Genomic DNA, 25347 nt, shown 5'->3' on the forward strand with positions numbered 1-25347 from the left:
CGACCGCTGCAGCAACCTGCAGAGCGAGGCTGCGACAGGGTATCCGCGCTGGGCGCGTGAATCTCATCCTTTGCATGCATCGGCGAGCTCCGGCCTTCTCCGCGAGGGGCTGGCGGCGGGACGTGTCGCTCGCTCTTACGCGGTCCCCGGCGCCCACCTTACACCCCGCGCCACACAAGAACCGGGTGAGGAACGTCGGGAGCCCTGGTCCTGTGGGGACGGGAGAGCGCGAAGGAGGCCCCGCAGCGTGACCGCCCATGACGACGTCCCGGCGGTCAGTTCTGTCTTCGGCTCACGCCGGGCGGCTGGTCCTCGGGAGCCGCCGGCGCAGCCGCGTGCTGGCGAGCGCCCCGAGGGCGAACAGCCAGGCCGGGTCGCCCTGGTTGCGCGGCGTCATGCTGCATCCGCCGCCCCCTCCTGCGCTGGGGAGCGGGAGATCGCCGCCGCCGCTGCTCTGTGCGCTGGTCGCGCCGGCGCTGTTGCTCGAGGTGGCATCGCTGCCAGCGCCGGTCGCGCTGGATGTGGCGTCGCCCGTGGCGCCGGCATCACCGCCGTGGCCGCCTGTGGCAGCGCCGCCCGTGCCGCCTTCGCCGTCAGCGCCCCCGCCGCTCGCACTTGCGTTGCCGCCGCTCGCACTTGCGTTGCCGCCGCTGCCCGCGTTGCCGCCGCTGCTCGCGTCACCGCCGCTGCTCGCGTTGCCGCCGCCGCCGCCGCTCGCGTCTCCGCCATGGCCGCCCGTCGCCATGCCGCCCGCACCGCCTCCGCCGCCGCTCGCATCCCCGCCGTCGCCGCCCCCTCCGTCTCCTCCCGTTCCGCCGCCGCCGCTCCCGCCGCTCCCGCCGGCGCCGCCTGCTCCGCTCCCGCCGCCCCCGTCTCCGCCGCTGCCGTCGCCTCCCGGCACGCAGCCGCCCGTCTGGCATGTCCCGCGCGACGCGGGCCGCGCCGGCACATACAGCCACGCATTGTCGATCGACTGATACCCGTAGCCCAACCACGCGTTGCCGGCGTGGCCGCCGGCGATCAGGACACGACCGTCGCTCAGCCGCGCCGTCGCGTGACGGCCGATCATCACGTCCAGCGCCGGCGCGAGCGCCCACGTGCCGCTCGCCGGATCATAGAGCTCGGCCGCCAGAGCGCCGTCGCTGGATGCTGTCGATTCGCCCGTCACCAGCACCCTGCCATCGGCGAGGAGCGCCGCGCCAGGGGACATCCGTGCCGTGGCCATCTCGCCCGCCGAGGTCCATGTGCCGCTCGCAGGATCGAAGATCTCCGCCGCCCTGACGCTCGCGTCGCTCACGCCCCCGACCACGAGCACCCGGCCGTCCGGGAGCCGCGTCGCCGTGTGCTGCACGCGAGCCCAGCCCATCGAGGCGACGGGAGTCCACGTGTCGGTCGCCGGGTCGTACACCTCCGCGCTCGAGTGGTTGGTGCGGTCATGAGCGCCGCCCACCACGAGAACGCGGCCGTCCTGCAGCAATGTCGCCGTGTGGTCCCGTCGCAGCGTGCCCATGGGCGCCACGGCCGTCCACGCGTCCGCGACCGGATCGTAGATATCGGCCCCCTTCCCGCCATAGAGGAAATAGCCTCCGTCGCCGCCCACGGCGAGCACCCGGCCGTCCGCCACCACACGCCCGCCGCCGGGTCGAACCGCTTCGCCTTCGAGCCCCCGCCTGTCGCCAGGACGGTCCCATCCGGAAGCAACGTGGATGTCCGCGGAGTCGCCATGTCGTCGAGCTCCTGGGCGGGTTGCCATACGCCCGCGCTCGGATCGTAGCGGATCCAGAACGCCACGTTTCCCGGCGAGGTGCTGCGCATCCATCGACCGATCACGAGGACCGTCCCGTCCGGGAGCACGGTGGTCAGCGGGTCGTCAGCCCCGAGGGACGCGCCTACCCGCCCCGTCGCCTGCCATCCGTCTTCCGTGCCGTCGACGTCGCAAGGCGTGCCGTCAGGCTTCGCGGGCCCGGGCGCCGCGCAGCCGGCCGCGGGGTCGCACGCCGGCGCCTCGTGGCAGTCGTCGGCGGGCAAGCAAACCTCGATGCTCGAACCCACGCAGGCCCCCGCCTCGCAGGCGCTCGCCGTCGAGCACACGTCGCCATCGCTGCACGGCGTGCCGTCCGGCGCCGCCTCGCCGCCGACGCACGCGCCCGCCTCGCAAACGCCGCCGGCGATGCACGCGGCCGCGTCGTCGCACGCGACGCCCGTGAGCGGCGTGCAGACGCCGTCCTGCGACGCCCCCGAGGCGGCCGCGCACGCATCGCAAGGGCCGGCGCAGGCCGCGTCGCAGCAGACCGAATCCGCGCAGGAGCCGCTGCCGCAGTCGCTGTCCGTCGCGCACCCCTCGCCGAGCTGCGAGCGCTCGTGGAACAGCACGGCGGACGCCGTCGCCGCCGCGACGTCGACGAACCCGCCGGCGATCAGCACGCTGCCGTCCCTGAGCAGCGTCGCGGAGTGGTGCGCGCGCGCCATGGTGACCGGCGGCTCCAGCGCGAGGGGCGACCAGGCGAGGGGCGCCTCGTCGAAGAGGGCCATGGTCGCGTGGAAGGGGATGATCCGGCTCCCCGATTCCTTTCCCGTGCAGGGCTGTACGCCTCCGGTCAGCAGCACCCTGCCGCTCGGAAGCAGCGATGTTCCCATTCCCATGATGCCCCCGCCGCCCGGCGGTCGGCACGGCGTCGGGGCCGGAGTGTACGGCCCCGACGTCGGCTCCCAGCGCCCGTGTTCAGGGAGGTAGACCTGCGCGAAGGCGTGAAGCTCCGGGTCCGGAGCTTTGGTTGTGCCTCCCACGACCAGCACACCGCCGCCCGGGAGCGTCACCGCTTCAGGGTGCACGTACTCGTTCGTCGGCAGCACGGCCCCGTGCTCCCAGGTCCAGAGCCGGGTCTCCGGGTCATAGAGGCTACAGCCGCTCCCGACCGCCATCACACGGCCGTCGTGGAGCAGCGTCGCGCCCACGGGCATGACCCTGGGCGTGTTGTCGCAGGTAGGCAATTCCGTCCAGTTGCCCGCCTCCGGGTCGTAGACGGCCGCGTGGAACACGTCGAGCCACGCGCGCTCGCTCCAGGCCAGGCCGACCACCACCGGCTTGCCAGCCATGAGCATCATCGAGGGATCGGGGATGGGCAGGTTCAGCCGCCCCGCAGCCGTCCAGGTGTTGCTCGCCGGGTTGTAAATTTCCACGGAGGACAGCTCTGACCCGGGCGTCTGCCGGTTGATCTGCCTGCCGCCTGCCACGAGGACATGGCCGTTCGGCAGGAGGATCGCCGCGTGTCCGGCGCGGCGTTGACCGAGCGGCGCCGCGGGCGACCAGGTCCTTGTCGCCGGGTCGTAGATCTCGACCTGCTGGAGGCTCCATGCCCCGGCGTCCGTGTACGGAAACGCGTCCAGCTCCGGGTACCCGCCCGCGACGAGCACCCGGCCGTCCTGGAGCACCGTGGCCGTGTGCTCGCCGCGCGGGGTGATCATCGGCGGCAAGCTCTCCCAGGACGGCGCGCTCGCCGCCCAGGCGGCGCCCGCGCGCAGCATCATGAGCCCGCAGAAGACGGCGGTCCCGAGCCTCCCCATCGTACGTTTCATCCTCGTTGCCTCCGCCGCGCTGTGTTGCCGGCGATCGGGTGGACATTCACCTCCAGCCGCCTTGCGGCGGACCCCCGGCGAGGACCGCTGCGGGCCGCCCGCGTCCGCGCAAGCCGGCCCGCTCGCAGCGCGGGGCGAAGACGCTGCGCGCGCCCGCGCGGCCCGGTGTAGCGTCGACATCATGCCTCCCCGCCGGCTCCGCCTCGCCCTCGTCCTCGCCGCGCTCGCCGGCGCCGGCCTCGCCGGGTGCTCGCGGTGGCCCTCCGAGCGCCCCTCCGCGCCGCGCCAGGACGTCGCCAGGGCAGGGGACGCCGTGCAGCGGCCCTCCGGCCCGTCCCACCCATCCGCCGCCTCCAGCGCCGCCGCGGGGGCGCCCGTGGCCGGCGCGGCGCCGCACGAGCCCGCGCCGCCGGGGCGGCCCCTGCTGCGGATCACGGACCGCGCGGCGCTCGCCGCGCTCGAGGCCGCGGGGCTCGACTTCGGCTCGGTGCTCACCGGGGCGCCGCGCGCGCCCGCCTCCCTCGCCGCGCTGTCGCGCACCCCGGAGCTCGCCTCGGTGTCCCGCGTGCTCTCGGAGGACCTGCGGCAGGTCCAGCGCGCCGACCCGAGGAGCGGGACCAGCGTCGCCCGCCACGCCCACCGCCTCTTCGACGAGCGGTGGCTCTCCGCCGAGAGCGCGCGCTTCGAGCTCATCGGCGTCACGAACCGCATGGACAGGCGCCCGTTCCACGCCTCCGGCTGCGGCGAGACGCGCCTCGTCTACCGGCTCGCCTACGCCGCGAAGTCCCCGGCCGGCGCACGCTCGCGCCTGCCGATGACCGCGGCGTTCGAGCTGCTCGCGCCCGCGCCCGCAGACGACGCGCGCTCGTGCCGCCCGCTCGCCGAGGCCTGGTCGCGCGCCGGCGCGCTCTCCGGGCCGGATCTCGCCCGCTTTCTCACCTCGCCCGAGGGCCCGCTCGCCCGCCCCGCCGTCGACCGCGCGAACCTCTCGCGGCTCGTGGTGAACCTGCAGAGCGTCCGCTGGCCGTCCACCGTCCGCCCGGACCTCGGCGGCCACGCCGAGTACGTGCTCCGCGCCTTCCGCTGGGACGGCCGCGCCGGGCGTTACGCGCCGCTCGCCCTCGAGAACACCCCCGACGTCGCCCGCCTCTCGCGCGACCCGAGGCAGCGCGAGCGGCTGCGCGCCTGGCTGTCAGCCCCCGAGAACCTCGCGCGCCTCGACCGCGGGACCGCGCTCCTGCCCGACGAGTTCCTCGCCACCAAGGCGCTGTCGGCCACGCCGCACGGGCTCGCGCGCCGGGTCAACCGGCCTTTCCGCGTCCTGTTCGAGCCCCGCGACTTCGGCGGCGTCGACTTCGGCGGGCTCTCGCGCGTCCGCTCACCGGAGGGGCTGATAAGGCGGCTCGATCAGATGACCTGCCCCGGGTGCCACCAGAGCGGATCCGTGGCCGGCTTCCACCTGCTCGGCGAGGAGGACCCTGCCCGGGCCCACGACGCGCTCCACACCGTCGAGTCCGCGCACCTCGCGGGCGATCTCCCGCGCCGGCGGGCGGTGGTCGAGGCGATCGCGCGCGGCGCCGCGCCGGACGACGAGGTGCCGTATCCCGAGCGGGAGGACGGCGCGCGGGGCGGGTACGGCGCGCGCTGCGGGCTCGGCGACCCGAGCTTCGCGGGCTGGACCTGCGCCGAAGGGCTCGTGTGCTCCGCGTACGACGCGCCGCGCGAGGACCGGACCACGGTCGGCGTCTGCTTGCCGGCGGCGCCGGAGATCGGCGATCCCTGCCAGGTCGGCGCCGTCGTCCCGCACGCCGATCCGCACCGCGACCGCGCGGCGGCGGCCGCGGTGCAGGCGCGCGCGTGTCCGCCGGCCGCGGTGTGCAACACGAGCCCTGTCGGGTTCCCGGGCGGCATGTGCACGGGGAGCTGCGGCGCGCTCCCGGAGGAGGGCGTCTGCGGCGCCATCGCCGTGCTCGACCCGTTCAACCGCTGCCTCGCCCGCGGGACGCTGTTCACCGAGTGCCTGAGCCGCCACGTGGCGCCCGCCGGCCTGCGCCGCTGCTCGACGGAGGATCCCTGTCGCGAGGACTACGTGTGCGCCAGGACGAGCTCGGGCGAGGGCGCCTGCCTCCCGCCCTATTTCCTGTTCCAGCTCCGGGTCGACGGCCACGCGGTGCCGTGACCGGCCACGTCAGGTCACGAGCGCGACCGGCGAGACAGGAAGACCAGGGCGAGCGCCGCTGCCGACAGCAGCGATGCTGCCGACAGCAGAGGACCTGTGCGGGCGCGCGTCCGGCGGATCACAGGAGGCCGGAGAGCGGGCCGGAATCGCGCTTGCGGTTCCCGATGCTGTTGGTCTCGAGGCCCATGAGATGGGCGATCGAGACCAGGAGCTTGGCGTGGTCCTCCCCGTCGTGATCGAGGTAGCGCCCGGTCTTCAGGGCTCCGCGCGCGCCGCCCGCCATCACGAAAGGGACACGCTCCATGCGGTGCGCCGTGCTGCCGAGCTCCCTGCCCACCACGACGAGCGTGTTGTCGAGCAGCGTGCCGTCGCCCTCGCTCACGGCGTCGAGCCTCCCGAGCAGGTACGCGATCTGCTCCGAGTACCAGGCGTCGATCTCCTGGAGCTCCCGGCGTCGATCCTGCCCGTCATGGGACATGGTGTGGTGATCGCTGGTGTGTCCGAGCCACGAGTGCAGGATATGGCTGAAGGCGTAGCTGAGCTGGAGGCTCATGACGCGCGTGATGTCGCAGGAGAACGCGGCCACCGCGATGTCCATCATGCTCCTGACCTCCGCCGGATACTCCGCGCCGCGGCCGCGGGTCTCCGCCGGCTCCTCCGGGACCGTGCAGCTCAGCGCCGGGTCGGCGGGCTCCGCCGTCTGGTTCAGCCTGCGCTCCATGGCCAGGAGTCCCTCGAGGTGCGCGTCGAGCTTGTGGTAGTCCTCCTTGCCCACCCGCCTGCGGATCCTGGTGAGGTCGTTCTTGAGCAGGTCGACGAGCGCCTTGTGCTCCGTCCGCTCCCGCTCCGCCCCCTCATCGCTCGCGGGCGCCTCGCCCGTCGACGTCACCCCGGCGAACAGCCGATTGAACGCGGCCCTGGGGTTCGTCTCGGGGTGAATCGGAGAGTTCTCACCGGCGTAGATCATGCGGTTCAGGCTGTTCGGACTCTGGCACTGGACACCGAGCTCGACGGTGCGGTACGGCGTCTCCTGCACGGGGTCGTCCGGAGCGCGCTCGTACGGCATGCCGCTGCCGTGGGCGCCGGCGATGATCTGGTCGATGGACGCGCCGCTCCCCCAGCCCGTGCGGTTTCCGTTGCCTCCGTCGAAGTTCGCGCCGGAGGACGGGCCGTTCAGCGTCGATGCCGTCCAGAGCCCCGCCATGCCGAAGGCGTGGGCCTCGCCGGCCCCGCCGGCCGTCATCTTGAGCCCCCACGGGATCACCAGCCTCGACTTCCAGGGTTCGAGCGGCGCGTGAATGGCGTGCAGCGAGAAGCTGCGCTCCGACCCCTGCGGCCTCCAGTCGATCACGTTGTTCCAGTCCCGCGCCGGCGCGCCGTCGGGCTCGAAGATGATCAGGAGGCGCTTGGGGCGCACGTTCTCCTGCCCGGAGGCGTTCATCAGCGGAAGCAGCGATCCCATCGCCGCCGCCCCTGCGCCGAGGCCGAGGGCCTGCAGCATGCGGCGGCGTGAAGCTCCGAATTGCGTTCGACGGTTCATCACGGTCACTCCTCGCTGGCGGTGAGCCGCACGTGGCGGAAGGCGTCGCTCAGCGCCACCTGAGACAACAGGGTCCGAATGTTCCCACCCGACGCGTTGAACTCCTCGTGGATGGTCTGGATCGAGCAAGCGTCGTCCGTGCTCTCGATCCGGCCCAGGGCGAAGCGAAACCACTGGTTCGCGACGCAGTCGGCCACCTCCGAGCTCCCGGCGAGCTTCTTCGCGAGCTCCACGCCGCCGTAGTACGGACCGGCGAGGTCCTCGCGTGCGCTCGTGATCTCGCCCGCCGCGTTCACCTCGCCGAGGCCGTCGGTGGCGCGGTACTTGCCGATGGCGTCGTAATGCTCGAAGCCGAGGCCGAGCGGATCGATGAACTGGTGGCAGCCCGCGCAGCCGGGGTCGGCCACGTGCTGGGCGAAGCGCTCGCGCGTGGAGGTCACGTCGTCCACCGGCGGGGGGACGTTGTTGACGTTCGCCGGCGGGGGACTGAGCGGCTGGCACATGAGATTCTCACGGACGACGATACCGCGGTGGATGGGGGAGGTCTGGTTGTGGTGAGACCAGCGCGCGAGGAACGCCGCCTGCGTCAGGATCCCGGCGCGGCGGCCCGGATCGAGCGACACCTGGTCTCCCGGCGTGAACCCGTCCGGCGGCTCGATATCGTAAACGTCGAACAGGGGGCCCTCCGGGAACGTGTAGTCCGCGCTGAGCAGGGTGCGGAGCAGGCCATCGCCCCGCCGCACGACGTGATCCGTGAAGCGGGCGCTCTCGTTCAGCATGGCGTTCGCCATCTCCTCGTCGAACGCCGGGAACAGCTCGTGGTCCTTCTGCGCGTTGGGCAGCTCCGAGAGCCCGAGCCACTGGCGGTGGAACAGCGCGATCGTGGCGCCCGCCCTCGGGTCCTGCAGCATGCGGTCGACCTGCCCTTCGAGCACGTCGCGCTCGAGCAGGCTGCTGTCGGCGGCGAGATCGACCAGCTCGTCGTCGGGGATCGAGTTCCACAGGAAGAACGAGAGCCGCGAGGCGAGGCCGTGGCCATCCACCGGCTCGGGGGTCGCGGAGGGGACGCCGGACTCGCCGACATCGGCGTGGTACAGGAACGACGGCGACTGCAGCAGTCCCTCGATCACCAGGCGAAAGCCGCGTAACGCCCCGCCCGATCGCCGGCCGAGCTCGTACACCGAGACGAGCCCCTGGATCTCGTCCGCTTCCAGCGGGCGGCGGTAGGCGCGCTGCCCGAGCCGCTCGACGAGCTCGGTCGCGCACGAGGTCCCATCGTCGTCCGCGAGGCTGCACGGCGCGATCTGTTCCATGCGCCCCTCGGCCTCCGAGGCCACCCGCGCCGCGAGCTCCGCGGCCTGCTGGACGAGGAGATCCGTGATCGGCGCGATGGCGTTGCTGTGAAACGGCCCCATGCGCTCGTCCGGCGCGAGCGCGTCGGCGGGGCGCCCCACGACGCCGAGCAGATCGCGAAGGGCGTTGTTCAGCTGTTCGCGCGTGAGGCGGCGGAGCCTGGTCAGGCCCACGTGAAGAGCACCGTTATCCGCTTCACAGGCGGCGGCGATCACGGACGGGTCGTTCGAGAGCGGCGGGACGTCGGACTCCTGGCCGCCGCCGCCGTCCCCGCCACCAAGCTGTCCCATACACCCAGGAAGCAGCATTGCAACCCACAGGCTCGCGATGCCGGCCCAGGGTTTCTGTCTCGGTCGGCTCACTCCCAAGTTCATGTCGACTCCTTGTGCGGCACAAGACATTGACGCCAAGCGCAAGGCCACGCTGTCCATCACGACGTCTGGGCGGAAGCGACGTCGGGATGGCTGCGGTTCGCCGCGCGGTCGTTGCAAACAGGAATCTAAATGAACCGGTTCAGCTGATCAACGAAATGTGAGCGACATAATATCGATATAAATCCAGGAGCGGCACAAATGCTCCAATAAATTGCCAGGAAGCGTTAAATGAACCGGTTTAGTTAATAAGGGTTGATTAGTAAATGTAGTTTAGTATCAAGCCGTGATAGAAATACAGAGGCAGCACACTCGAGGCCCCGAGGCGCTCGGGCGCACGCGCGACGACGAGGATGACCGCCGTCCAGAAGCTCGGCCCGCCGGGGCCGGACTGCTGGCGGGCGGAGCTAGCCGGCCGCTCCGGGGCGCGCCACGAAGCCGGTCTTGTCGCCCGCGCGGAAGCCGCACGCCTCGTAGAAGCGGTGCACCTCGGGCCGCTGCGAGCCCGTCAGCAGCATGGCCTTGTAACACCCCGCCTCCCAGGCCTCCGCCAGCGCATGGCGCACGACGCGCGCCCCGAACCCCCTCCGCCGGTGCTCGCGGTGGGTCACGACGTCGCCCGATACCACCGGGCCGCGGACGACAGAAGCGCCGCTCGTGGGCCGTAAAACAAAGTCCTTGCGTGTGATCATCCGTTATAGTAGACGTTCATCCTGTAAAACGGATGCGCCCGGGAATGCCCGGTGTGCTCGTCTTCAATCGTTCTGTCGTTCTCTCGGACCCGTCACCGCCCGTAGCGCGCGCCGCCGGAAGCGCGTCGTCATCGCCGTCCGCTCCCGGGACGGGACGCCGCCGCCTGAGCTCATGGGCCGAGCTTTCATCGGTGCTCGACCGCGAACGCCGCGGCCGGGCGGACGCGAAGGTCCACGCAACCACGGAGTTCTACGCCATGACCATCGATTCTCACGACATCGATCGCCGGAGCGCTGCATCGACGCCTGACGCCCAGGAGCCCGCGAGCCCCGAGGCTGCCTCGAAGCGACCGGGGGCCGACAAGGCGACAGGTCGGCGCGCCTTTCTGGGCGTGGCGGGCTCGCTCGCGGCGGGAGGCCTCGTCGCCGGCAGCCCCGGCGTCGCGAGCGCGGCGCGGGGCCCGAGCGCCGAGGATCTGCTCAGCGGCCTCGAGTCGCTGCGCCGCGACCCGCGCGCCTCGCCGCTCGACCACGAGCTCCGCCTGCGCGCCCTGCGCGTCCGCGTGGAGGCGGCGGTCGACAACTTCGAGGCGCCCATCGCGCCGCACCCGGACAACGGCGACGAGGAGCGCTATCGGAACAAGATCGGGACCGACACGCGCGGCCTGCCGCACGACGGCCGCGGCGAGGTCGACCTCGCCGCGTACCGCATCGCCTCGCGGGCCCACGCCTCGCGCGAATGGGACGATTTCGAGGCCATCCCGCTCGGCGGGACGCGCAAGCTGGTCAATCCGATCGGCACGCTCGCCGTCAGCCTGATCGGCACCACCCCGCCCCAGATCGGCGTCCCCCCGGCGCCCGCGCTGGCGAGCGCCCAGAAGGCCGCCGAGGCGGTCGAGGTCTACTGGAAGGCGCTGCTGCGGGACATCCCGTTCGAGAGCTACGCGGACAGCAGCGATGTCGCGGACGCGATCGACGACATCGACCGCCTCTCGGGCTACACGGGCCCGCGCGCCGGCGGCCGCGTGACGCTGGAGACGCTGTTCCGCGGCAGCGTCACCTACGCCGACACCCGGGACCGCTCGGGCAAGACGGCCAGACACGTGGTCCCTCCCGGCGTGCTCGACGGCCCTTACATCTCGCAGTTCCTCCTGCGCGACATCCCGTATGGCCCGCAGCTCCTCAGCGGCGCGATCCGCACCGCGCTGCCGGGCAACGATTTCCAGACCGAGTACGACGAGTGGCTCGCCGTGCAGAACGGGCTCGCGCCGACCCGGACCATCGCGTACGACCCGGTCCGCCGCTACATCTCGACAGGCCGCGATCTGGCGGAGTACGTGCACGGCGGCGGGGCCCTCTTCTGGGGCGCGGCGCTGCTCCTCGGCGCGGCGCGCAGCGCGAACGCGGGCGTTCCGGGGGGCATCGCGGCCCCGCTGAGCCCCACGAACCCCTACCTCACGTCGGAGACGCAGGCCTCCGCGGCGGCGACCTTCGCGCTCGCGTACCTGCAAAGCCTGCTCCCCTTCGGAACGTCGCGCGCGATCCGCGCGGCGTACTGGCAGAAGTGGTTCGTGCACCGCAGCATCCGCCCCGAGGCGTACGGCGGGCTGGTCCACCACCGCCTCGCGAACGATGCGCGGGAGTACCCGCTGCACCGCGACATCCTGAGCTCACGGGCGGTCGAGCTGACGTTCGACGTGTTCGGCAGCTACCTGCTGCCGCAGGCCTTCCCCGAGGGCGCTCCGCTCCACGGGTCCTATCCGGGCGGGGCGGCCGCCATCGCGGGCGTCAACACGACGCTCCTCAAGGCGTTCTTCGACGAGGACCACGTGATCGAGGACCCGTTCGTCCCCGATCCGGCCGATCCCACCCGGCTGATCCCCTACAGCGGTCCGCCCCTCACCGTCGGCGGTGAGCTGAACAAGCTGGCGACCAACTACGCGTTCGGACGCAACTGGGCGGGCATCCACTGGCGCACCGACGCCGCGGCGTCGCTGGCGCTCGGCGAGGAGGTCGCCATCAGCCTGCTCCGGGACGAGCGCCGGACCTTCCGCGAGCCGTTCGAGGGATTCACGTTCACCCGGTTCGACGGCACGCGCGTCACGGTGTGAATCGACCTCCCCCGGTGTCGAGCACCGGGGGAGGCTCAGAAGGACGCCGATCGTCCCGATCGAACGATGTCAGATCGAGGCACCCCTGCGGGGGCAGCCCCGGCATCCGGTCCACCTCGGGGACGGCGTTGAACAGGGGCGTGATGGGCGGCCCGCCTCCTCCTTGTCGAGGACGTGGTAGGCTCGTTCGCGATGTTCGACGCCGTGCGCTTCCAGTCCTTCAAGTGCCTCGCCGACGTTACGATCGAGCTCGGCCGGATGACGCTCCTCGTGGGCGCGAACGCGTCCGGGAAGAGCAGCGTGCTCGATGGGCTTCACCTGCTCTGCCAGCTCGGCGCTCCCACCGCCGACAAGCCGGACCCGTCGACGAGCCGAGCAGGTGTCGTGTTCTCTCGTGCGTTCAGCCCCGCGCGCCTCCGCACGTGGGGCCAGGAAGGGTCGGTGCGAATCGAGGGAAGCGCAGGAGGGGTCACCGCGCTCGCCGTCGACGCCAAGCCGGGATCCGACGATGCAGAGGCCCGCTTCCTCGTCGAGTTTGGCGCCGTGGGGAAGGCGGCGCGCATCGTGTTGCCCGCGGACTACAGGAACGCGGATACGTTCTTCCGTCAGCTCGACCGCCGCGGGTTCGGCCATGTGGTCCGCCTGCGGCTCGACGCGAGCAAGGTGGCAGACTTCGCGAAGGACGCCGCGCGACCGCGCGTCGAACACGACGGCGCGGGGACCGCCGCCGTGCTCGCGTGGCTCGCCGAGCAGCGGTCGCCGGCGCTCGACGCCATCGAGGCAGATCTTCGCAAGGTGGTCCCCCGCGCGCGGAGGTTTCACCTGAGCCGGGCCGAGCAAGGGAACGATCTCGGGCGCCTGTTCGCGCTGGAGATGGACTCGGGCGCCCGGATCGCGTCCGACCTCTTGAGCGAAGGCACGCTGCTGACGATCGGCCTGCTCACCGTGCTTCATCAACCGCCCGTTCCGCGGCTCGTCCTGCTCGACGACTTCGACCGCGCGCTCCATCCGACGGCGCAGAAGCAGCTCGTCCTGTGCGTCAAGTCGATGCTCGATCGGCACCCGGAGCTCCAGTTCGTCTGCACGACGCACTCGCCCTACGTGCTGGACCTCTTCGACGCGGAGGACGTCCGCGTGCTCCGCACGGACGCGAAGGGGTTCACGCAGGCTCGGAAGCTGACCGACCATCCCGAGTGGGCGGAGTGGAAGGGGACGCTGAAGGCGGGGGAGTTCTGGAGCTACGTTGGAGAGGACTGGCTCGACGCCCCCGCCCATGCCGCCTGAGCCGACGCTGTGGTTCGCGCTCGCGGCCGAGGACACCGGGCACCACGCGGCCGTGACGCGGCTGACCGATCGCGTGCTGGAGGCGAGGATCGGGTGGTTCATGCCCGAGACCCGGGATGAGATCCGCCGCTGGCGCGCGCCGACCCCGATGGACAGGTACTGGGAGCTGAAGCGCGCGTTCGTCGATGCGCGCAGGCTGGGGCTGCCGATCCGCGGGAACTTCGGTGAACAGCCCGAGGTCGGGATGATCCGGGCCCAGCTACTCCTCTGGAAGCGCGCGCAACTCCACGGCGAGCGCATCGACGTGGGCTTCATCGCCCGTGACACGGACGGGAAGAGGCGCCTGGCCGGAGCCCGCCAGGCAGTGAACAGCGGCGATTGGGGGTTTCGGATCGTCCTCGCTTATCCCGATCCGGAGATAGAGGCATGGTATATCGCCGGCTTCGAGCCGGCCACCAGGGCCGAGCAGGAGCGCGCCGAAGCGCAGCAGAAGCGGCTGAAGTTCTCGCCCATGGAACAGCCGGAGCGCCTCAAGGCGACGGTGGCCGGCACAGACGCCGACACGAAGAACGTGCTCGCCGGCCTCACGGCGGACGATCCGGACCGAAAATCGGATTGCCTCGAGACGAGCATCGAGCAGCTCCGTAAGCGAGGCGAGCGCTGTGGCCTCGCCGCCTTCCTCGAAGCGGTCGAGACGGAGATCGTCCCGCTGCTGGGCACCGAGGCCTGAGGCACGGCCCGCTACCTGGTGCGCCTCGCCGCGCGTCAGACGCACGCCATCACGGGTTCCGTCCGCTCACGGGCAGCTCGGGTTGTCCCGGCTGAACGATCCGAGCTCGAGGTACTCGTCCTCGGGCACGCCCAGCGTCGGTTCACCTCGGGGACGACCTTGAGCAGGCGCTGGATGCTCCGCGACACCGGCCCCGCCGCGCGCGCGCCCTACCTCACCGCGCGCGCGGCGCCGCGGCCTCGGCAGGTTGCGCGCGAGCCGCCCGGTGCAGTACCATGCCAATGGATCCCAGGTCCGCCCGCGGCCCTCCGCGGCGCCGGACTGCACGGGGGGCGTGCTGGGGTCGCTGGCCAGGAACGTCGTGCTGGCCGTCACGTCAGGATTCGCTCGCGTCGTGGCTTGCTTATGTCGGACTTGAAAACGCGAAAGCGCACTCCGCCGAACCTGAGAGAGTCCCAGAAAGAGCAGCTCTTACGCTACATCGTCTCGACCTTCCCTTACAGCATCTGGTGGAAGGACCGCGATTGCGTCTACATCGGCACGAACGAGCTGAACGCCCGCGGCGCGGGGCTGAGCCGCCCGGATGACATCATCGGCCTCACCGACCACGACCTGCCCTGGACGGCGGAGGAGGCGGAGCACTACATCCGCGTCGACAAGGCCGTCATGGCCTCGGGCGTGCCGCTGCTGAACATCGAGGAGACGCAGCGCCAGGCCGACGGCAGCCAACGGTACCTGCTCACGTGCAAGGTGCCGCTCAAGGACGAGGACGGCGAGGTGTTCGGCATCCTCGGCGCCTGGACCGACATCACCGACCGCAAGCTCACCGAGCTCGCCCTCGAGCGCGCCAAGGACGAGGCGGAGCGCGCCAACCGCGCCAAGAGCGACTTCCTCGCCACGGTGAGCCACGAGCTGCGCACGCCCCTCACCCTCATCCTGTCGCCCCTCGAGCGCCTCCTCGAGGCGCAGCACGGCGCCCTGCCGCGCGACGTGCGCGACGAGCTCGAGCTCATCCGCCGCAACACGGCGCGCCTCCTCAACGTCGTGAGCGACCTCCTCCACTTCTCCAAGGCCGAGGCGGCGCGGATGGAGGTCGACTGGGAGCCCGTCGAGGTTAACCGGTTCACTTCGCAGATGCTCGACGACATCCGGCCGAGCGCGACGGCCCGGGGCCGCACCCTCGCCATGACCGGCGACGCGCTCGGCGTCGTCTCGCTGGATCGCTACAAGTACGAGCGTATCCTGCTCAACCTCATCAGCAATGCGCTGAAGTTCTCCCACCCGGGGGGGCGCATCGAGGTCGCGCTGCGCGCGCTCGACGACGCCTCGTTCGAGCTGTGCGTGCGCGACGAGGGCATCGGCATCTCCGGGGACGACCTCGGCAAGCTGTTCTCGAAGTTCACCCAGGTCGACGGCTCGGTGAAGCGGCGGTACGAGGGCACGGGGCTCGGGCTCTCGCTGGTCAAGCAGTTCGCGGAGCTCCTGCGCGGCTCGGTCTCGATCGAGAGCGAGCTCGGAGAGGGCACGGCCGTCCGCGTGCGCCTGCCGCGGTCGGCCCCGGGCGCCGCGCGGGAGCACGCGGCGAGCGCGGGAGACCCCGCGGAGCGCCACGCCGGCCCGGACTTGACCAGCGCGCCCAGCACGGCGCAGACGCGGCGCTGGCTCAGCTCGCTGCCGCCCTCGGAGGCGTCGCCCGACGGCCTCGCGGCCCAGCAGCCCGAGCCCGACGCCGGCGGCCGGGGCGCCGGGGCGCTGTCGAGCCGCCCGCCCGGGCCGCCGGGCCCCGCGCCGCCGGCCGCGCGCGCGGACAGGCCGCTGCTGCTCCTCGTCGATGACAACCCCGACATGCGGCAGTTCATGCGCTCGCTGCTGTCCCCGGGCTACCGCCTGATGGAGGCGACGAACGGCCTCGAGGCGCAGCGGCTGATCGAGCGGTCCCCGCCTCACGTCGTCGTGTCGGACGTGATGATGCCGCAGATGTCGGGCGTCGAGCTCACCGCCTGGCTGAAGGCCCACCCCGTGCTGCGCCACATCCCGATCGTCCTCGTCACCGCCCGCGCCGACGACGAGGCGGTCGCGTCGGGCCTCGACGGGGGCGCCGACGAGTACCTGGTGAAGCCGTTCTCCCCGAGGGAGCTCCTGGCGCGGGTGCGATCGATGGTGCGGCTCCACGAGTCCTACCGGCAGCTCGGCGCGGAGCAGGCCGAGATCGCGCGCCACTCGGGGATGGCCCAGGTCGCGATGGACGTCCTCCACAGCGCGGGCAACACGCTGAACAGCGCCGGGATCGCGGTCGATCTGGCGCGCGATCGGATCGCGCGGTCGCGGCTCCCGCGCCTGAAGCGGGCGCTCGCCGAGCTCGCGGGGGGCGACGCGGGCGCCGTCGATCCGGCCGACGCGTCGCGCGGCGAGAGCCTGCGCCGGTACGTCGAGCTGGCGCTCGTCGCCGTGGAGCAGGAGCAGCAGGAGACGGCGGACGACCTCGAGCGCATGCGCGCGCAGCTCGACGTCCTCCGCGACGCCCTCCGCGCGCAGGAGAGGTACGCGTACAGGAACGCGTACCGCACGGAGCGGCTCTCCGTGAACGAGGTCATCCAGGAGTCGCTGCGCGTGCACGGCGCGGCGCTCGCGAGCGCGCGCGTCGCCGTCCGGCTCGATCTGCGGCCGGTCGACGACATCGTGGCGAACCGCCACGACCTGCTGACGATCCTCTACAACCTGCTCGACAACGCCCGGGCCGCGGTCGACGACGGCCCGCGCGAGCCCTGGATCGCGATCTCGACCTGGCAGGACGGGGCAGGGGTGTGCTGCGCCGTGGAGGACAACGGGCCCGGCGTCCCCGAGGCCGCGCGGGTGCAGGTGTTCCAGTACGGGTTCTCGACCCGGGAGGGCGCGAGCGGCATCGGCCTGCATTTCTCGGCGAACCGGATGAAGACCTTCGGCGGATCCATCCGGATCGAGGACGGGCGCGAGCGCGGGGCCCGGGTCGTCCTCACGTTCGCGGCAGCGTCGTCGGCGGCGCTCGACGGGGCGGGCCCGGCCGCGGCGCCCCTCGACGGGGCAGCCCCCGCCCGCTGAGCGCGCCGCCGCGCGCGGCCCCGCTCAGCGCGCCCGCGCGGCGTGGTCCGCGATCACGCTCGCCACGCAGCAGGTCAGCTTCTTCCCCATGCCGAGGTGCAGGAACTCGTTCGGCCCGTGCGCGTTCGACTGCGGCCCGAGCACGCCGGTGATGAGGAACTGCGCCTCCGGGAACTTCTGCCCCAGCATCGCCATGAACGGGATCGTCCCGCCCTCGCCGATCCCCATCGCCGGCCGGCCGAAGAACGCCTGCGACGCCTTGTTCGCCGCCTCCTGCAGCCAAGGCGCCGTCGGGGGCGCGTCCCACCCGGGCGACGGCTCGCTCACGTGGAAGCGGACCTCCGCGCCGTACGGCGGGTCCTTCTCCAGCGCCTCCTTCAGGGCCGCCGCCGCGGCCTTCGGGTCGACGCGCGGCGGGATGCGCATCGACAGCTTCGCCCTCGTGAACGGCCGCAGCACGTTGCCCGCGCTGGCGATGGGCGGGAGGCCCTCGGCGCCGGTCACCGAGAGCGCGGGCCGCCAGGTCCGGTTCAGCAGGAGCTCGGCCACCTCGCCCGTCACCGGGCGCGCGCCCTGCACCCACGGCAGCTCGCTCACGACCGTGTTCCCGAGCACCTCGGCGGCCGCCCGCGCCTGCGCCACGCGCTCCTTCGGGATGTCCACGTGCAGCGCGTCCACGAGGACGCGCCCCGTGCGCTCGTCCTCGATGCGCGACAGGAGCTGCCGCAGGATCCGGAAGCTCGACGGCACCACGCCGCTGCCCACGCCCGAGTGCACGCCCTCGCGCAGGATGCTCACCTCGAGCGTGCCCTGGAGCAGCCCGCGCAGCGACGTCGTGGTCCAGAGCTGGTCGTAGTTGCCGCAGCCGGAGTCGAGGCACACGACGAGGCTCGGCTTGCCGATGCGGCCCTCGAGCGCGTCGATGTAGGCCGGCAGGTCCGGGCTGCCGCTCTCCTCGCAGCCCTCGATGAGCACCACGCAGCGCGCGTGCGGGACCCCTTGCTCGTGCAGCAGGCGCAGGGCGGCGAGCGACGCGAACGCCGAGTAGCCGTCGTCGGCGCCGCCGCGGCCGTAGAGCCGGTCGCCCTCGCGCACCGGCTCCCACGGGCCGAGCCCCTGGCGCCAGCCCACCATCTCGGGCTGCTTGTCGAGGTGCCCGTAGAGAAGCACCGTGTCGTCGGTCCTGCCCGGCACCTCCATCAGGAGGACCGGCGTTCGGCTCCCGATGCGCACCACCTCGACCTTGAGCCCGGGGATCGGCTGCTCCTTGCACCAGGCCTCGATGAGCGCCGCTGCCTTATCCATGTGGCCGTTCTCGCGCCAGGCAGGGTCGAAGGCGGGCGACTTGTTGGGGATGCGGATGTACTCGTGCAGCGCGGGGACGATCTCCTTCTCCCAGCAGCGCTCGCAGGACGCGACGGCCTCGTTCTCGTTGAGCTTCGTCAGCATGATCCTCTCCAGGTGTTGAGCACGGCGGTGATCTCCGGGGCCGGACTCTACAGCGCTGGCCCCGCGGGCATACCCCCGAAGGACAGGTTTGACACCGGATCCGCGCGGCCGGAGGCGCGGCGCGCGACCGGGGCGATGGTCGGAGCTGCCGTCGAGGCCGGCAAGGCTGGAAGATCAGACCAGGGACCGCGGCGCTCATCGCCTTCCTCCTGGCGGGGCCGCCTCCCCCGCGACGGCGAGCGCGCTGCGCGTCTCGTCGACCGCGCCGTCGCGCCCCCGTGGCGGCCTCATGCGCTCGACGGGGCGCTCGTTGGTGCTGAAAGGAAGCGAGCGCGAGGCCCGTGCCGTACCGCCCGCGATGACCCACGGCCGCGCCGGGATCGACGCGCGTTCTGCGGTAAGCTCCGTGGCATGGGTCCAACCGAGCTAGGGGCCGACGTACATTTCCGCATGCTGATCGACGGCGTGAAGGATTACGCCATCTTCATGCTCGACACCGAGGGCCGCGTGATCACGTGGAACGCCGGCGCGCAGCAGATCAAGGGATATTCTGCGGAAGAGGTGATCGGCACGCACTTCTCGCGCTTCTATCCGGCCGAGGCGCTCGCGCGCAGGTGGCCACAGACAGAGCTCGCCGAGGCGCGGCGCCTGGGCCGCTTCGAGGACGAAGGCTGGCGCGTGCGCAAGGACGGCTCGATGTTCTGGGCGAACGTCATCATCACGGCGCTCCGCGACCCGGAGGGCGAGCTGCGCGGCTTCTCCAAGATCACGCGCGACCTGACCGAGCGCAAGCGCCAGGAGGAGTCGCTGCGGCAGAGCGAGGAGCGCTTCCGCATGCTGGTCGAGGGCGTGAAGGACTACGCCATCTTCATGCTCGACCCCGAGGGCCGCGTGGCCACGTGGAACGCCGGCGCGCAGCAGATCAAGGGATATACCGCGGAAGAGGTGATCGGTTCGCACTTCTCGCGCTTCTATCCGGCCGACGCGCTCGAGCGCAGGTGGCCAGAGGCGGTGCTCGCGGCCGCGCGGCGCGACGGCCGCTTCGAGGACGAAGGCTGGCGCGTGCGCAAGGACGGCTCGACGTTCTGGGCGAGCGTCGTCGTCACGGCCATTCACGGCCCCCGGGGCGAGCTGCGCGGTTTCTCGAAGATCACGCGCGATCTGACCGAGCGCAAGCGCTTCGAGCAGATCGAATCCAACGCGCGTCAGATGGAGGAGTTCGTGGCGATGCTGGCGCACGAGCTGCGCAATCCGCTGGCGTCGATATCCAACGCGACCATCATCCTCGAGCGCGAGAGCAAGGCCTGCCCCGAGATCGCCTGGGCGGTCGGCGTGATGGAGCGGCAGGTCGGCCTGCTCGTGCGGCTCGTCGACGATCTGCTCGACGTGAGCCGCGTCACGCGAGGCAAGATCGCCCTGGAGCGCAAGAGCGTCGACCTCGCCGACATCGTGAAGCGCGCGGTCGAGGCGTCCCGGGGCTGGATCGGCGCGCGCGAGCAGGTCCTGGAGGTGCGGCTGCCCGAAGGGCCGCTCTCCGTCGAGGGGGACCTGGCGCGGCTCACGCAGGTGGTCACCAACCTGCTGCACAACGCGACGAAGTTCACGCCGGTGCGCGGCTCGATCCAGGTCGCGCTCGAGGCGGACGACGCGCGCGCGACGCTCCGCGTCCGCGACAGCGGCGTCGGCATCTCGCCCCGGCTGCTGCCGCAGGTGTTCGATCTGTTCACGCAGGGGGATCGCAGCCTCGACCGCGCGGACGGCGGGCTGGGCATCGGCTTGACGATCGTGCGCCGGATCGTCGAGCTGCACGGCGGGACGGTCCGCGCGCTCAGCGAGGGCCCCGGTCGCGGCAGCGAGTTCGTCGTGCAGCTCCCGCGGGCGGCGCGCCCTGTCGCGCACGCCACGCGGGGCGCGCCCGCGGGGCGGATCCCGGAGCGGACCGCGGACAGGCTGCGCGTCCTCGTCGTCGACGACAACCAGGACTCCGCCGAGAGCATGGCCATGCTGCTGCAGCGCATGGGCCACGAGGCGCATGCCGTGTTCGACGGTCCCTCAGCGCTCGATCTCGCGACGCAGCTGAAGCCGGATCTCGTGCTGCTCGACATCGGTATGCCCGGCATGACAGGCCATGAGGTCGCGCGCGCGCTGCGGGGCATTCCAGGCCTCGCCGGGCTATCGCTGTTCGCGATGACCGGCTACGGCCAGGAGGCAGATCGGCGCTCGACGCAGGAGGCCGGGTTCGACGAGCACCTGGTCAAGCCCATCAGCGTGGAGGTGCTGAGGCGGCACGTGACCAGCATCGCCGCTCGCGCCCGGGCGCAGCGCCGCGAAGGAGGAGCCGTGGACGACCGCGAGCCGGCCGCGAGCGTCGAGATCCGGCGGGCGAGCATCGCCTCTCCCGCCGCCCAGGCGCTGATCGAGGCGCTGAACGCGGAGCTCTCGAGTCGTTATCCGGAGGAGGGCGCCAACCACTTCGCGCTGGAGGAAGACGAGGTCGCGGAGGACCGCGGGGCGTTCCTCGTGGCGCGCGACGGGGATGGGCGGCCTCTCGGGTGCGGCGCCCTCCGCCGGCTCGACGCACGGACGGCCGAGATCAAGCGGATGTACGTCCCGCCCGAGGCGCGAGGGCGCGGCGTCGCCCGCGCCGTGCTGGCCGCGCTGGAGGCAGAGGCGCGCCGCCTCGGCGTCACCCGCCTGGTGCTCGAGACAGGCGAGCGCCAGCCGGAGGCGCTGGCGCTGTACACGCGGGCGGGCTTCCGCCGGATCCCTCCGTTCGGCGAGTACGTCGACTCTCCCCTGAGCGTCTGTCTGGAAAAGCTGCTCTGACCTCCGCCTCTTTCACGGCGGCTGCCGCGAGGCGTCGGCGGCGCGCGGCGAGCGGGCGAGCAGCGTCAGGAGCCCCGCGCCCGCCAGCGCGCCCAGGGCGTCGGCGAGCAGATCCAGCCATTCCGCCGAGCGGTAGGGCAGCGCGGCCTGCGCCAGCTCGAGCAGCCCGCCGGCGCCGGCGCTCATCGCGACCGCCGCCCGGCGCCGCGCCGCGGCCGCCGTCCCGACGAGCGCGAGCTCGAACAGCCATTCGAGCCCCAGGAAGGCCCCGAAATGGGTGATCTTGTCGAGCGGCACCTCCGGCGTCCTCGGCAGGCCGATGTTCGCGCAGCCGAAGTAGAAGAGCGCGATCGTGAAGAGCGCCGCCGGCGCCCGGCGCGCCCACGTCGGCCATGAAAGGATCGAGATCACCTGGGCCTGCTGCTCCTCGAGCAGGGGGATCTACCTCGGCCCGGTCGACAGGAGAAGGCAATTCCCGGCTCGATGTCCGCGCGCGACACCGGGTCACCGGGAGAGGAGCGGTTCTCGGCAGGGCAACAGCGCCGCCGGGGGGCCGGGCCCCCCGGGCAGGCGCGTCCCGGGAGCGCCGGGCAGGGGCTGCGCGGATCAGGGGCAACGCTGGGCCACGTGGTCACCGTCCGAATCCGAGCCCGACAGGCGCACGGTGATGACCGCGTCATCGATGCTCACGACCTCGATGGCGCCCTCGGTGATCGGCCGCCCGCCGCCGCCGCCATTGCCCATCCCGTCGGTGAGCCACGTGTACCTGTAGGCGATCACGTCGGTCGACGAGAGGTCGTATCTTCCTACCCGCTGCAGCGACGGCGGCAGCCCGATCAGCGTCTGGATCTCGTTCTGCGAGCCGCCGTGGTCGAAGACGGGATCGCTGCAGGTCGGCGCTCCTGCTTCGATGAGGACCAGGATGAGCGTCTGCGGATCGAGCGACTCCCCGGCATCGAGCCAGGCCTGCTTCTCGAGGGGCGTGACGGTCGTGATCTGCTCGTTGAAGAGCGCGAATCCCGGGTCCGCCAGCTCGCCCGGGGTGCCGCCGCCCGTCGAGGAGTCGGGACCGCCGCCCGCGCCGGAGCCGGAGCTCTCCGGCCCGCCGCCGCCCGTCGAGGAGTCGGGACCACCGCCCGCGCCGGAGCCGGAGCTCTCCGGCCCGCCGCCGCCCGTCGAGGAGTCGGGACCGCCGCCCGCGCCGGAGCCGGAGCTCTCCGGCCCGCCGCCGCCCGTCGAGGAGTCGGGACCACCGCTATCGTCGCCGCCCGTCGAGACGTCGGGACCCCCGCCCTCGCCGGACTCGTCGCCGAGCTGTAGATCCGCCGAGCAGCCGCTCACGACCGGCGAGGTCGCCGCAAGCGAAGCGAGAAGGAAGAGGTTCGCGGCGCGCCGCGGGAGCGAGGCGCGCGAGGAGAGGCGATTCAACATGTTCATTCTCCATCGAAAGGACCGCATCGTGCGGTTACCGGGTACGTGGAGAGACTGGCTCGTTCTTTTGAGATAGATTGGTGAGGCCGAGCGATTCCAGCCTTCCGCGGTACGCCGAGCCGGGGAACCGCTCGAGCAGGCTCGCGGCGCGGGCGCGCGCCTCGGCCGCGCGGCCGAGGGCGAGCAGGGCGCGGATGGCGATGAACTCGCGCTCCTGACCGAGCGCGCCGGCGGGGAAGCGCCGCGCGTGCTCGTCCGTGAGCGCGAGGGCCGAGCCCGGGTCGACGGCGAGCGCGTCTTGCGCGCGCTGGAGCAGGTGGACCTCGGCCTCGGCCTGCTCCGCGGCGCCGGCGGGAGGAGGGAGCGCGGCAGCCTCGCTGTCCGGCGCGCGCAGTGAGGGGATCGGCGCCTCCTTCGGGCGCGGCGTGGCGGCGCTGTCGCCCGGGGGGAGCGCGTCGTGGGGCGCGGTCGCGCGCGAGGGCTCACCCGCCGCGGCACGCGCGGCCTCGGGGCCAGCGTGGTCCGCGTCGTCGAGGCCGGGATCCGCGGGCGGCGAGGGGGTGGGGGAGGGCGCGGCGGCGCTCACGCCCCCGGGGACGTGAGCGACGACGTGGGGCGCGGCTTCGCGCGGCGCGGGGACGGCGTCGCGCCACCACACGCCGCCGACGACGGCGAGGCCGACGAGCGCGCCGAGGAGCGCGCTGGAGATCACGGAAGGCGTCGCGGCGGCCGCGGCGAGGTGCCCGGGCGCGAGCGGAGGCGCAAGGGACGGCGGCGCAGCGGCCGGCGGCGCAGCGGCGGGTGGCGCAGCGGCGGGCGGCGCAGCGGCGGGCGGCGCGGCGGTCGGCGGCGCGGCGGCCGGCGGCGAGCCGCTCGGGGGAGGGAGCGGCCCGAGCGGGAGGCGCGCGGCGAGGCGGGCGAGGTCGGAGCGCCCCGGCAGCTCGCGCTGGCCCGAGCGCAGGACGGCGCGCACGGCGTCGGTGGTGTCGGACGACGCGTCGGCGAGGCGCGGCGGATCCTGAGGTTTGCTCAAGGCGCTCTCCTCCCGGCCGTGGCGCGCCGCAGCGCGGCCTCGACCACCCGGCGCGCCGCGTAGAGCCGCGCATACGCCGTCTGGAGCGGGCAGCCCACCGCCTCGGCGACCTCCGTCATCGGCAGCTCCTCCAGCTCGAAGAGCACGAACACCGCGCGCTTGTCGTCGTCGAGCGTCTGCACGCACGCGTCGAGGAGCGCGCGCGCCTGCTGGTCCTCGAGCGCCCCGTGCTGGTCCTCGGGCGCCACCTGCTCGGGCAGATCGGCGCGCGTGGACTCGTGCCGCCGGTGGGCGCGCTTGCGGTAGTCGGCCGCGACCCGGACGCAGATGCCGTAGATCCAGGTCTGGACCGACGAGCGGCCCTCGAAGCCAGGGAGGCGCCGGTGGACGATCATGAAGACCTCCTGACAGACGTCCTCAGCGTCTGCGTCGTGGACGCCGAGCCGCCGCAGCGCGCGCCAGACGAACGGCGCGTGATCGACGAAGAGCTGCTCGAAGGACGGGACCGGCGCCCCCGGCGCGGCGATCGCGCGCGGCGGGTCATCGAGCGCGCTGGCGAGCAGGGACATGCGCTGGGGTGAGTGGAGGCACCGGGGAGGCGTTTTGAAGCGATCGACGCGGTCCGGTCACGGCAGATCGAGGCCGAGGCCGAGGTCGAGGATCGCCGCCACCGGGGACGCATGGAAGACGTCGCGCCGCGTCCCGTCCCGATCGATGTAAAAATACACGTCTCGCACGGTCGGCACCGCGATCCCGAGCCCGACGGCCCCGAACAGCGGCCCCGCGAGGCGCTGCCGCGCGCGCGCGTCGAGGCTCAGGTCCACGGCGAGCCGCTCATGGCGGAACCGGCTGGGCAGCGCGGGTCCCTCGACGCGCAGCGCTCCCACCATCGCGCCGAGGCACCCCGAGAGCGCCGTCCCGCCGCCCGCGATCTCGAGCGGGCACACGGACAGTGTACCGTACGCGAGCGAGAACTCCGGCGAGCCGGGAACGGAGGGCACCGCGGCGCTCGCCCACACCACGCCGCCCAGCGCGAACCCCGGCCCGCGCGGCGGCAGCAGGTGCGCGCGGATCCCGAGCCCCACGCTCGCGGGCCCGGGCACGAGGCCGAGCCCGCCCACCGCCTCCACCGCGGCGCCCACCCGCCAGGGAGCGCTCGCCGCCGCCGGGGTGGGCGGACACGCCGGGAGCGCCGGAGCCGCCGTCGCGCGCGGCGGGGGCTGCACGGGCCGCACCGGCGCGCCCGCGTCCGGCGGCGCGACGGCGGCGGGCGCGGCCGGGTTGCGCGGGCCGCCGGGGGGCACGAGCGAGGCGTCGGGGTCGATGAGCAGCGCGATCACGAGCTCGAGCTGGTCGTCCATCGCGCGACAATCGACCTGATCGGCCACGAGCTCCCGCGACCCGATCGCCGCCCCGCTCGCGCCGAACACGCGGATCGTGGCGCGCCAGACGCTCGGCTCCGGCGAGCGCTCGATCCGCCCCTCGATCGCCACGTCGCCGAGGGTGGGCGGCACGAACGCGGTCCGCCCGAGCCGCCGCTCCACGGCCAGCGCGAGCGTCCGCGCGTCGACGCACCCCTCGGCCCCGGGCATCCGCACCCACGCCAGCGACGAGGTGCGCGGGGCCGCATCGGCGCGATGAACGAAGGTGCCCAGCGCGGCCCCGACGAGGAGCGCGAGCGCCGCGGATCTCAT

At 72.8% G+C, this 25347-nt stretch carries 15 protein-coding genes and 5 pseudogenes; 7 read left to right on the plus strand and 13 right to left on the minus strand.

What is annotated here, in order from left to right; all coding sequences use genetic code 11:
* Positions 1–292: 292 nt before the first annotated feature.
* The 3 genes and pseudogenes from WME76_RS00790 to WME76_RS00800 all read right to left on the minus strand — a co-directional run.
* Positions 293–1351 carry a kelch repeat-containing protein gene (locus WME76_RS00790; protein WP_437962235.1) on the minus strand — a complete coding sequence of 353 codons (1059 nt, stop codon included), beginning with the start codon at positions 1349–1351 and terminating at the stop codon, positions 293–295.
* Positions 1352–1390: 39 nt separating this feature from the next.
* Positions 1391–1819 (minus strand): annotated as a pseudogene (locus tag WME76_RS00795) (kelch repeat-containing protein); the annotation flags it as partial.
* A 1331-nt stretch (positions 1820–3150) separates the two neighbouring features.
* Positions 3151–3759 (minus strand): annotated as a pseudogene (locus WME76_RS00800) (Kelch repeat-containing protein); the annotation flags it as partial.
* Between WME76_RS00800 and WME76_RS00805 the strand changes: the two are divergent.
* Positions 3758–5755: a hypothetical protein gene (locus WME76_RS00805; protein ID WP_437958317.1), complete on the plus strand. Its 1998-nt coding sequence runs from the start codon at positions 3758–3760 to the stop codon at positions 5753–5755. The pseudogene WME76_RS00800 and the gene WME76_RS00805 overlap by 2 nt on opposite strands.
* 118 nt (positions 5756–5873) lie before the next feature.
* Here WME76_RS00805 and WME76_RS00810 read toward each other — a convergent pair whose 3' ends face one another.
* From WME76_RS00810 to WME76_RS00820, 3 genes and pseudogenes are all read right to left on the minus strand, one after another.
* The gene (locus WME76_RS00810; protein WP_437958318.1) at positions 5874–7256 is read right to left on the minus strand and encodes a DUF1552 domain-containing protein; all 1383 of its coding nucleotides are present in this window, start codon (positions 7254–7256) and stop codon (positions 5874–5876) included.
* Positions 7257–7300: 44 nt separating this feature from the next.
* The gene (locus tag WME76_RS00815) at positions 7301–8938 is read right to left on the minus strand and encodes a DUF1592 domain-containing protein (RefSeq protein WP_437958319.1); all 1638 of its coding nucleotides are present in this window, start codon (positions 8936–8938) and stop codon (positions 7301–7303) included.
* A gap of 488 nt (positions 8939–9426) precedes the next feature.
* Positions 9427–9636 (minus strand): annotated as a pseudogene (locus WME76_RS00820) (GNAT family N-acetyltransferase); the annotation flags it as partial.
* A gap of 266 nt (positions 9637–9902) precedes the next feature.
* Here WME76_RS00820 and WME76_RS00825 point away from each other — a divergent pair.
* From WME76_RS00825 to WME76_RS00835, 3 genes are all read left to right on the plus strand, one after another.
* Positions 9903–11822, plus strand: coding sequence for a vanadium-dependent haloperoxidase (locus tag WME76_RS00825; protein WP_437958320.1), 1920 nt, complete (start codon positions 9903–9905; stop codon positions 11820–11822).
* A gap of 192 nt (positions 11823–12014) precedes the next feature.
* A complete protein-coding gene (locus WME76_RS00830; protein WP_437958321.1) occupies positions 12015–13106 on the plus strand; it encodes an AAA family ATPase in 1092 nt (363 codons plus the stop codon).
* Complete coding sequence (locus tag WME76_RS00835) at positions 13096–13836, plus strand: hypothetical protein (RefSeq protein WP_437958322.1); 741 nt, start codon at positions 13096–13098, stop codon at positions 13834–13836. The genes WME76_RS00830 and WME76_RS00835 overlap by 11 nt, the downstream gene beginning before the upstream one ends.
* Before the next feature lie 66 nt (positions 13837–13902).
* Here the strand turns inward: WME76_RS00835 and WME76_RS00840 are convergent, their stop codons facing one another.
* On the minus strand, positions 13903–14211 hold the full coding sequence (locus WME76_RS00840) for a hypothetical protein (RefSeq protein WP_437958323.1): 309 nt from the start codon (positions 14209–14211) through the stop codon (positions 13903–13905).
* A 39-nt stretch (positions 14212–14250) separates the two neighbouring features.
* Here WME76_RS00840 and WME76_RS00845 point away from each other — a divergent pair, with 39 nt between their 5' ends.
* Positions 14251–16914 carry an ATP-binding protein gene (locus WME76_RS00845; protein ID WP_437958324.1) on the plus strand — a complete coding sequence of 888 codons (2664 nt, stop codon included), beginning with the start codon at positions 14251–14253 and terminating at the stop codon, positions 16912–16914.
* A 24-nt stretch (positions 16915–16938) separates the two neighbouring features.
* On the opposite strand, the gene WME76_RS00850 is transcribed toward WME76_RS00845, so the two are convergent.
* Positions 16939–18363: a M20 family metallopeptidase gene (locus WME76_RS00850; protein ID WP_437958325.1), complete on the minus strand. Its 1425-nt coding sequence runs from the start codon at positions 18361–18363 to the stop codon at positions 16939–16941.
* A gap of 411 nt (positions 18364–18774) precedes the next feature.
* On the opposite strand from WME76_RS00850, the pseudogene WME76_RS00855 reads away from it, so the two are divergent.
* Positions 18775–20646: pseudogene (locus WME76_RS00855) on the plus strand (hybrid sensor histidine kinase/response regulator); the annotation flags it as partial.
* A gap of 144 nt (positions 20647–20790) precedes the next feature.
* Positions 20791–21189: pseudogene (locus WME76_RS00860) on the plus strand (GNAT family N-acetyltransferase); the annotation flags it as partial.
* Between the two features lie 12 nt (positions 21190–21201).
* Here the strand turns inward: WME76_RS00860 and WME76_RS00865 are convergent.
* The 5 genes from WME76_RS00865 to WME76_RS00885 all read right to left on the minus strand — a co-directional run bounded on the left by WME76_RS00865 (position 21202) and on the right by WME76_RS00885 (position 25347).
* Positions 21202–21600 carry a VanZ family protein gene (locus WME76_RS00865; RefSeq protein WP_437958326.1) on the minus strand — a complete coding sequence of 133 codons (399 nt, stop codon included), beginning with the start codon at positions 21598–21600 and terminating at the stop codon, positions 21202–21204.
* Positions 21601–21795: 195 nt separating this feature from the next.
* Positions 21796–22620, minus strand: a complete 825-nt coding sequence (locus WME76_RS00870; RefSeq protein WP_437958327.1) for a hypothetical protein — start codon at positions 22618–22620, stop codon at positions 21796–21798.
* Between the two features lie 34 nt (positions 22621–22654).
* Positions 22655–23653, minus strand: a complete 999-nt coding sequence (locus WME76_RS00875; protein WP_437958328.1) for a hypothetical protein — start codon at positions 23651–23653, stop codon at positions 22655–22657.
* The gene (locus tag WME76_RS00880) at positions 23650–24222 is read right to left on the minus strand and encodes an RNA polymerase sigma factor (protein ID WP_437958329.1); all 573 of its coding nucleotides are present in this window, start codon (positions 24220–24222) and stop codon (positions 23650–23652) included. Before WME76_RS00880 ends, WME76_RS00875 begins: the two co-directional genes overlap by 4 nt.
* A gap of 57 nt (positions 24223–24279) precedes the next feature.
* Positions 24280–25347, minus strand: a complete 1068-nt coding sequence (locus WME76_RS00885) for a hypothetical protein (protein ID WP_437958330.1) — start codon at positions 25345–25347, stop codon at positions 24280–24282.

Source organism: Sorangium sp. So ce119 (assembly GCF_051524405.1).
GTDB lineage: Bacteria > Myxococcota_A > Polyangia > Polyangiales > Polyangiaceae > Sorangium > Sorangium cellulosum_G.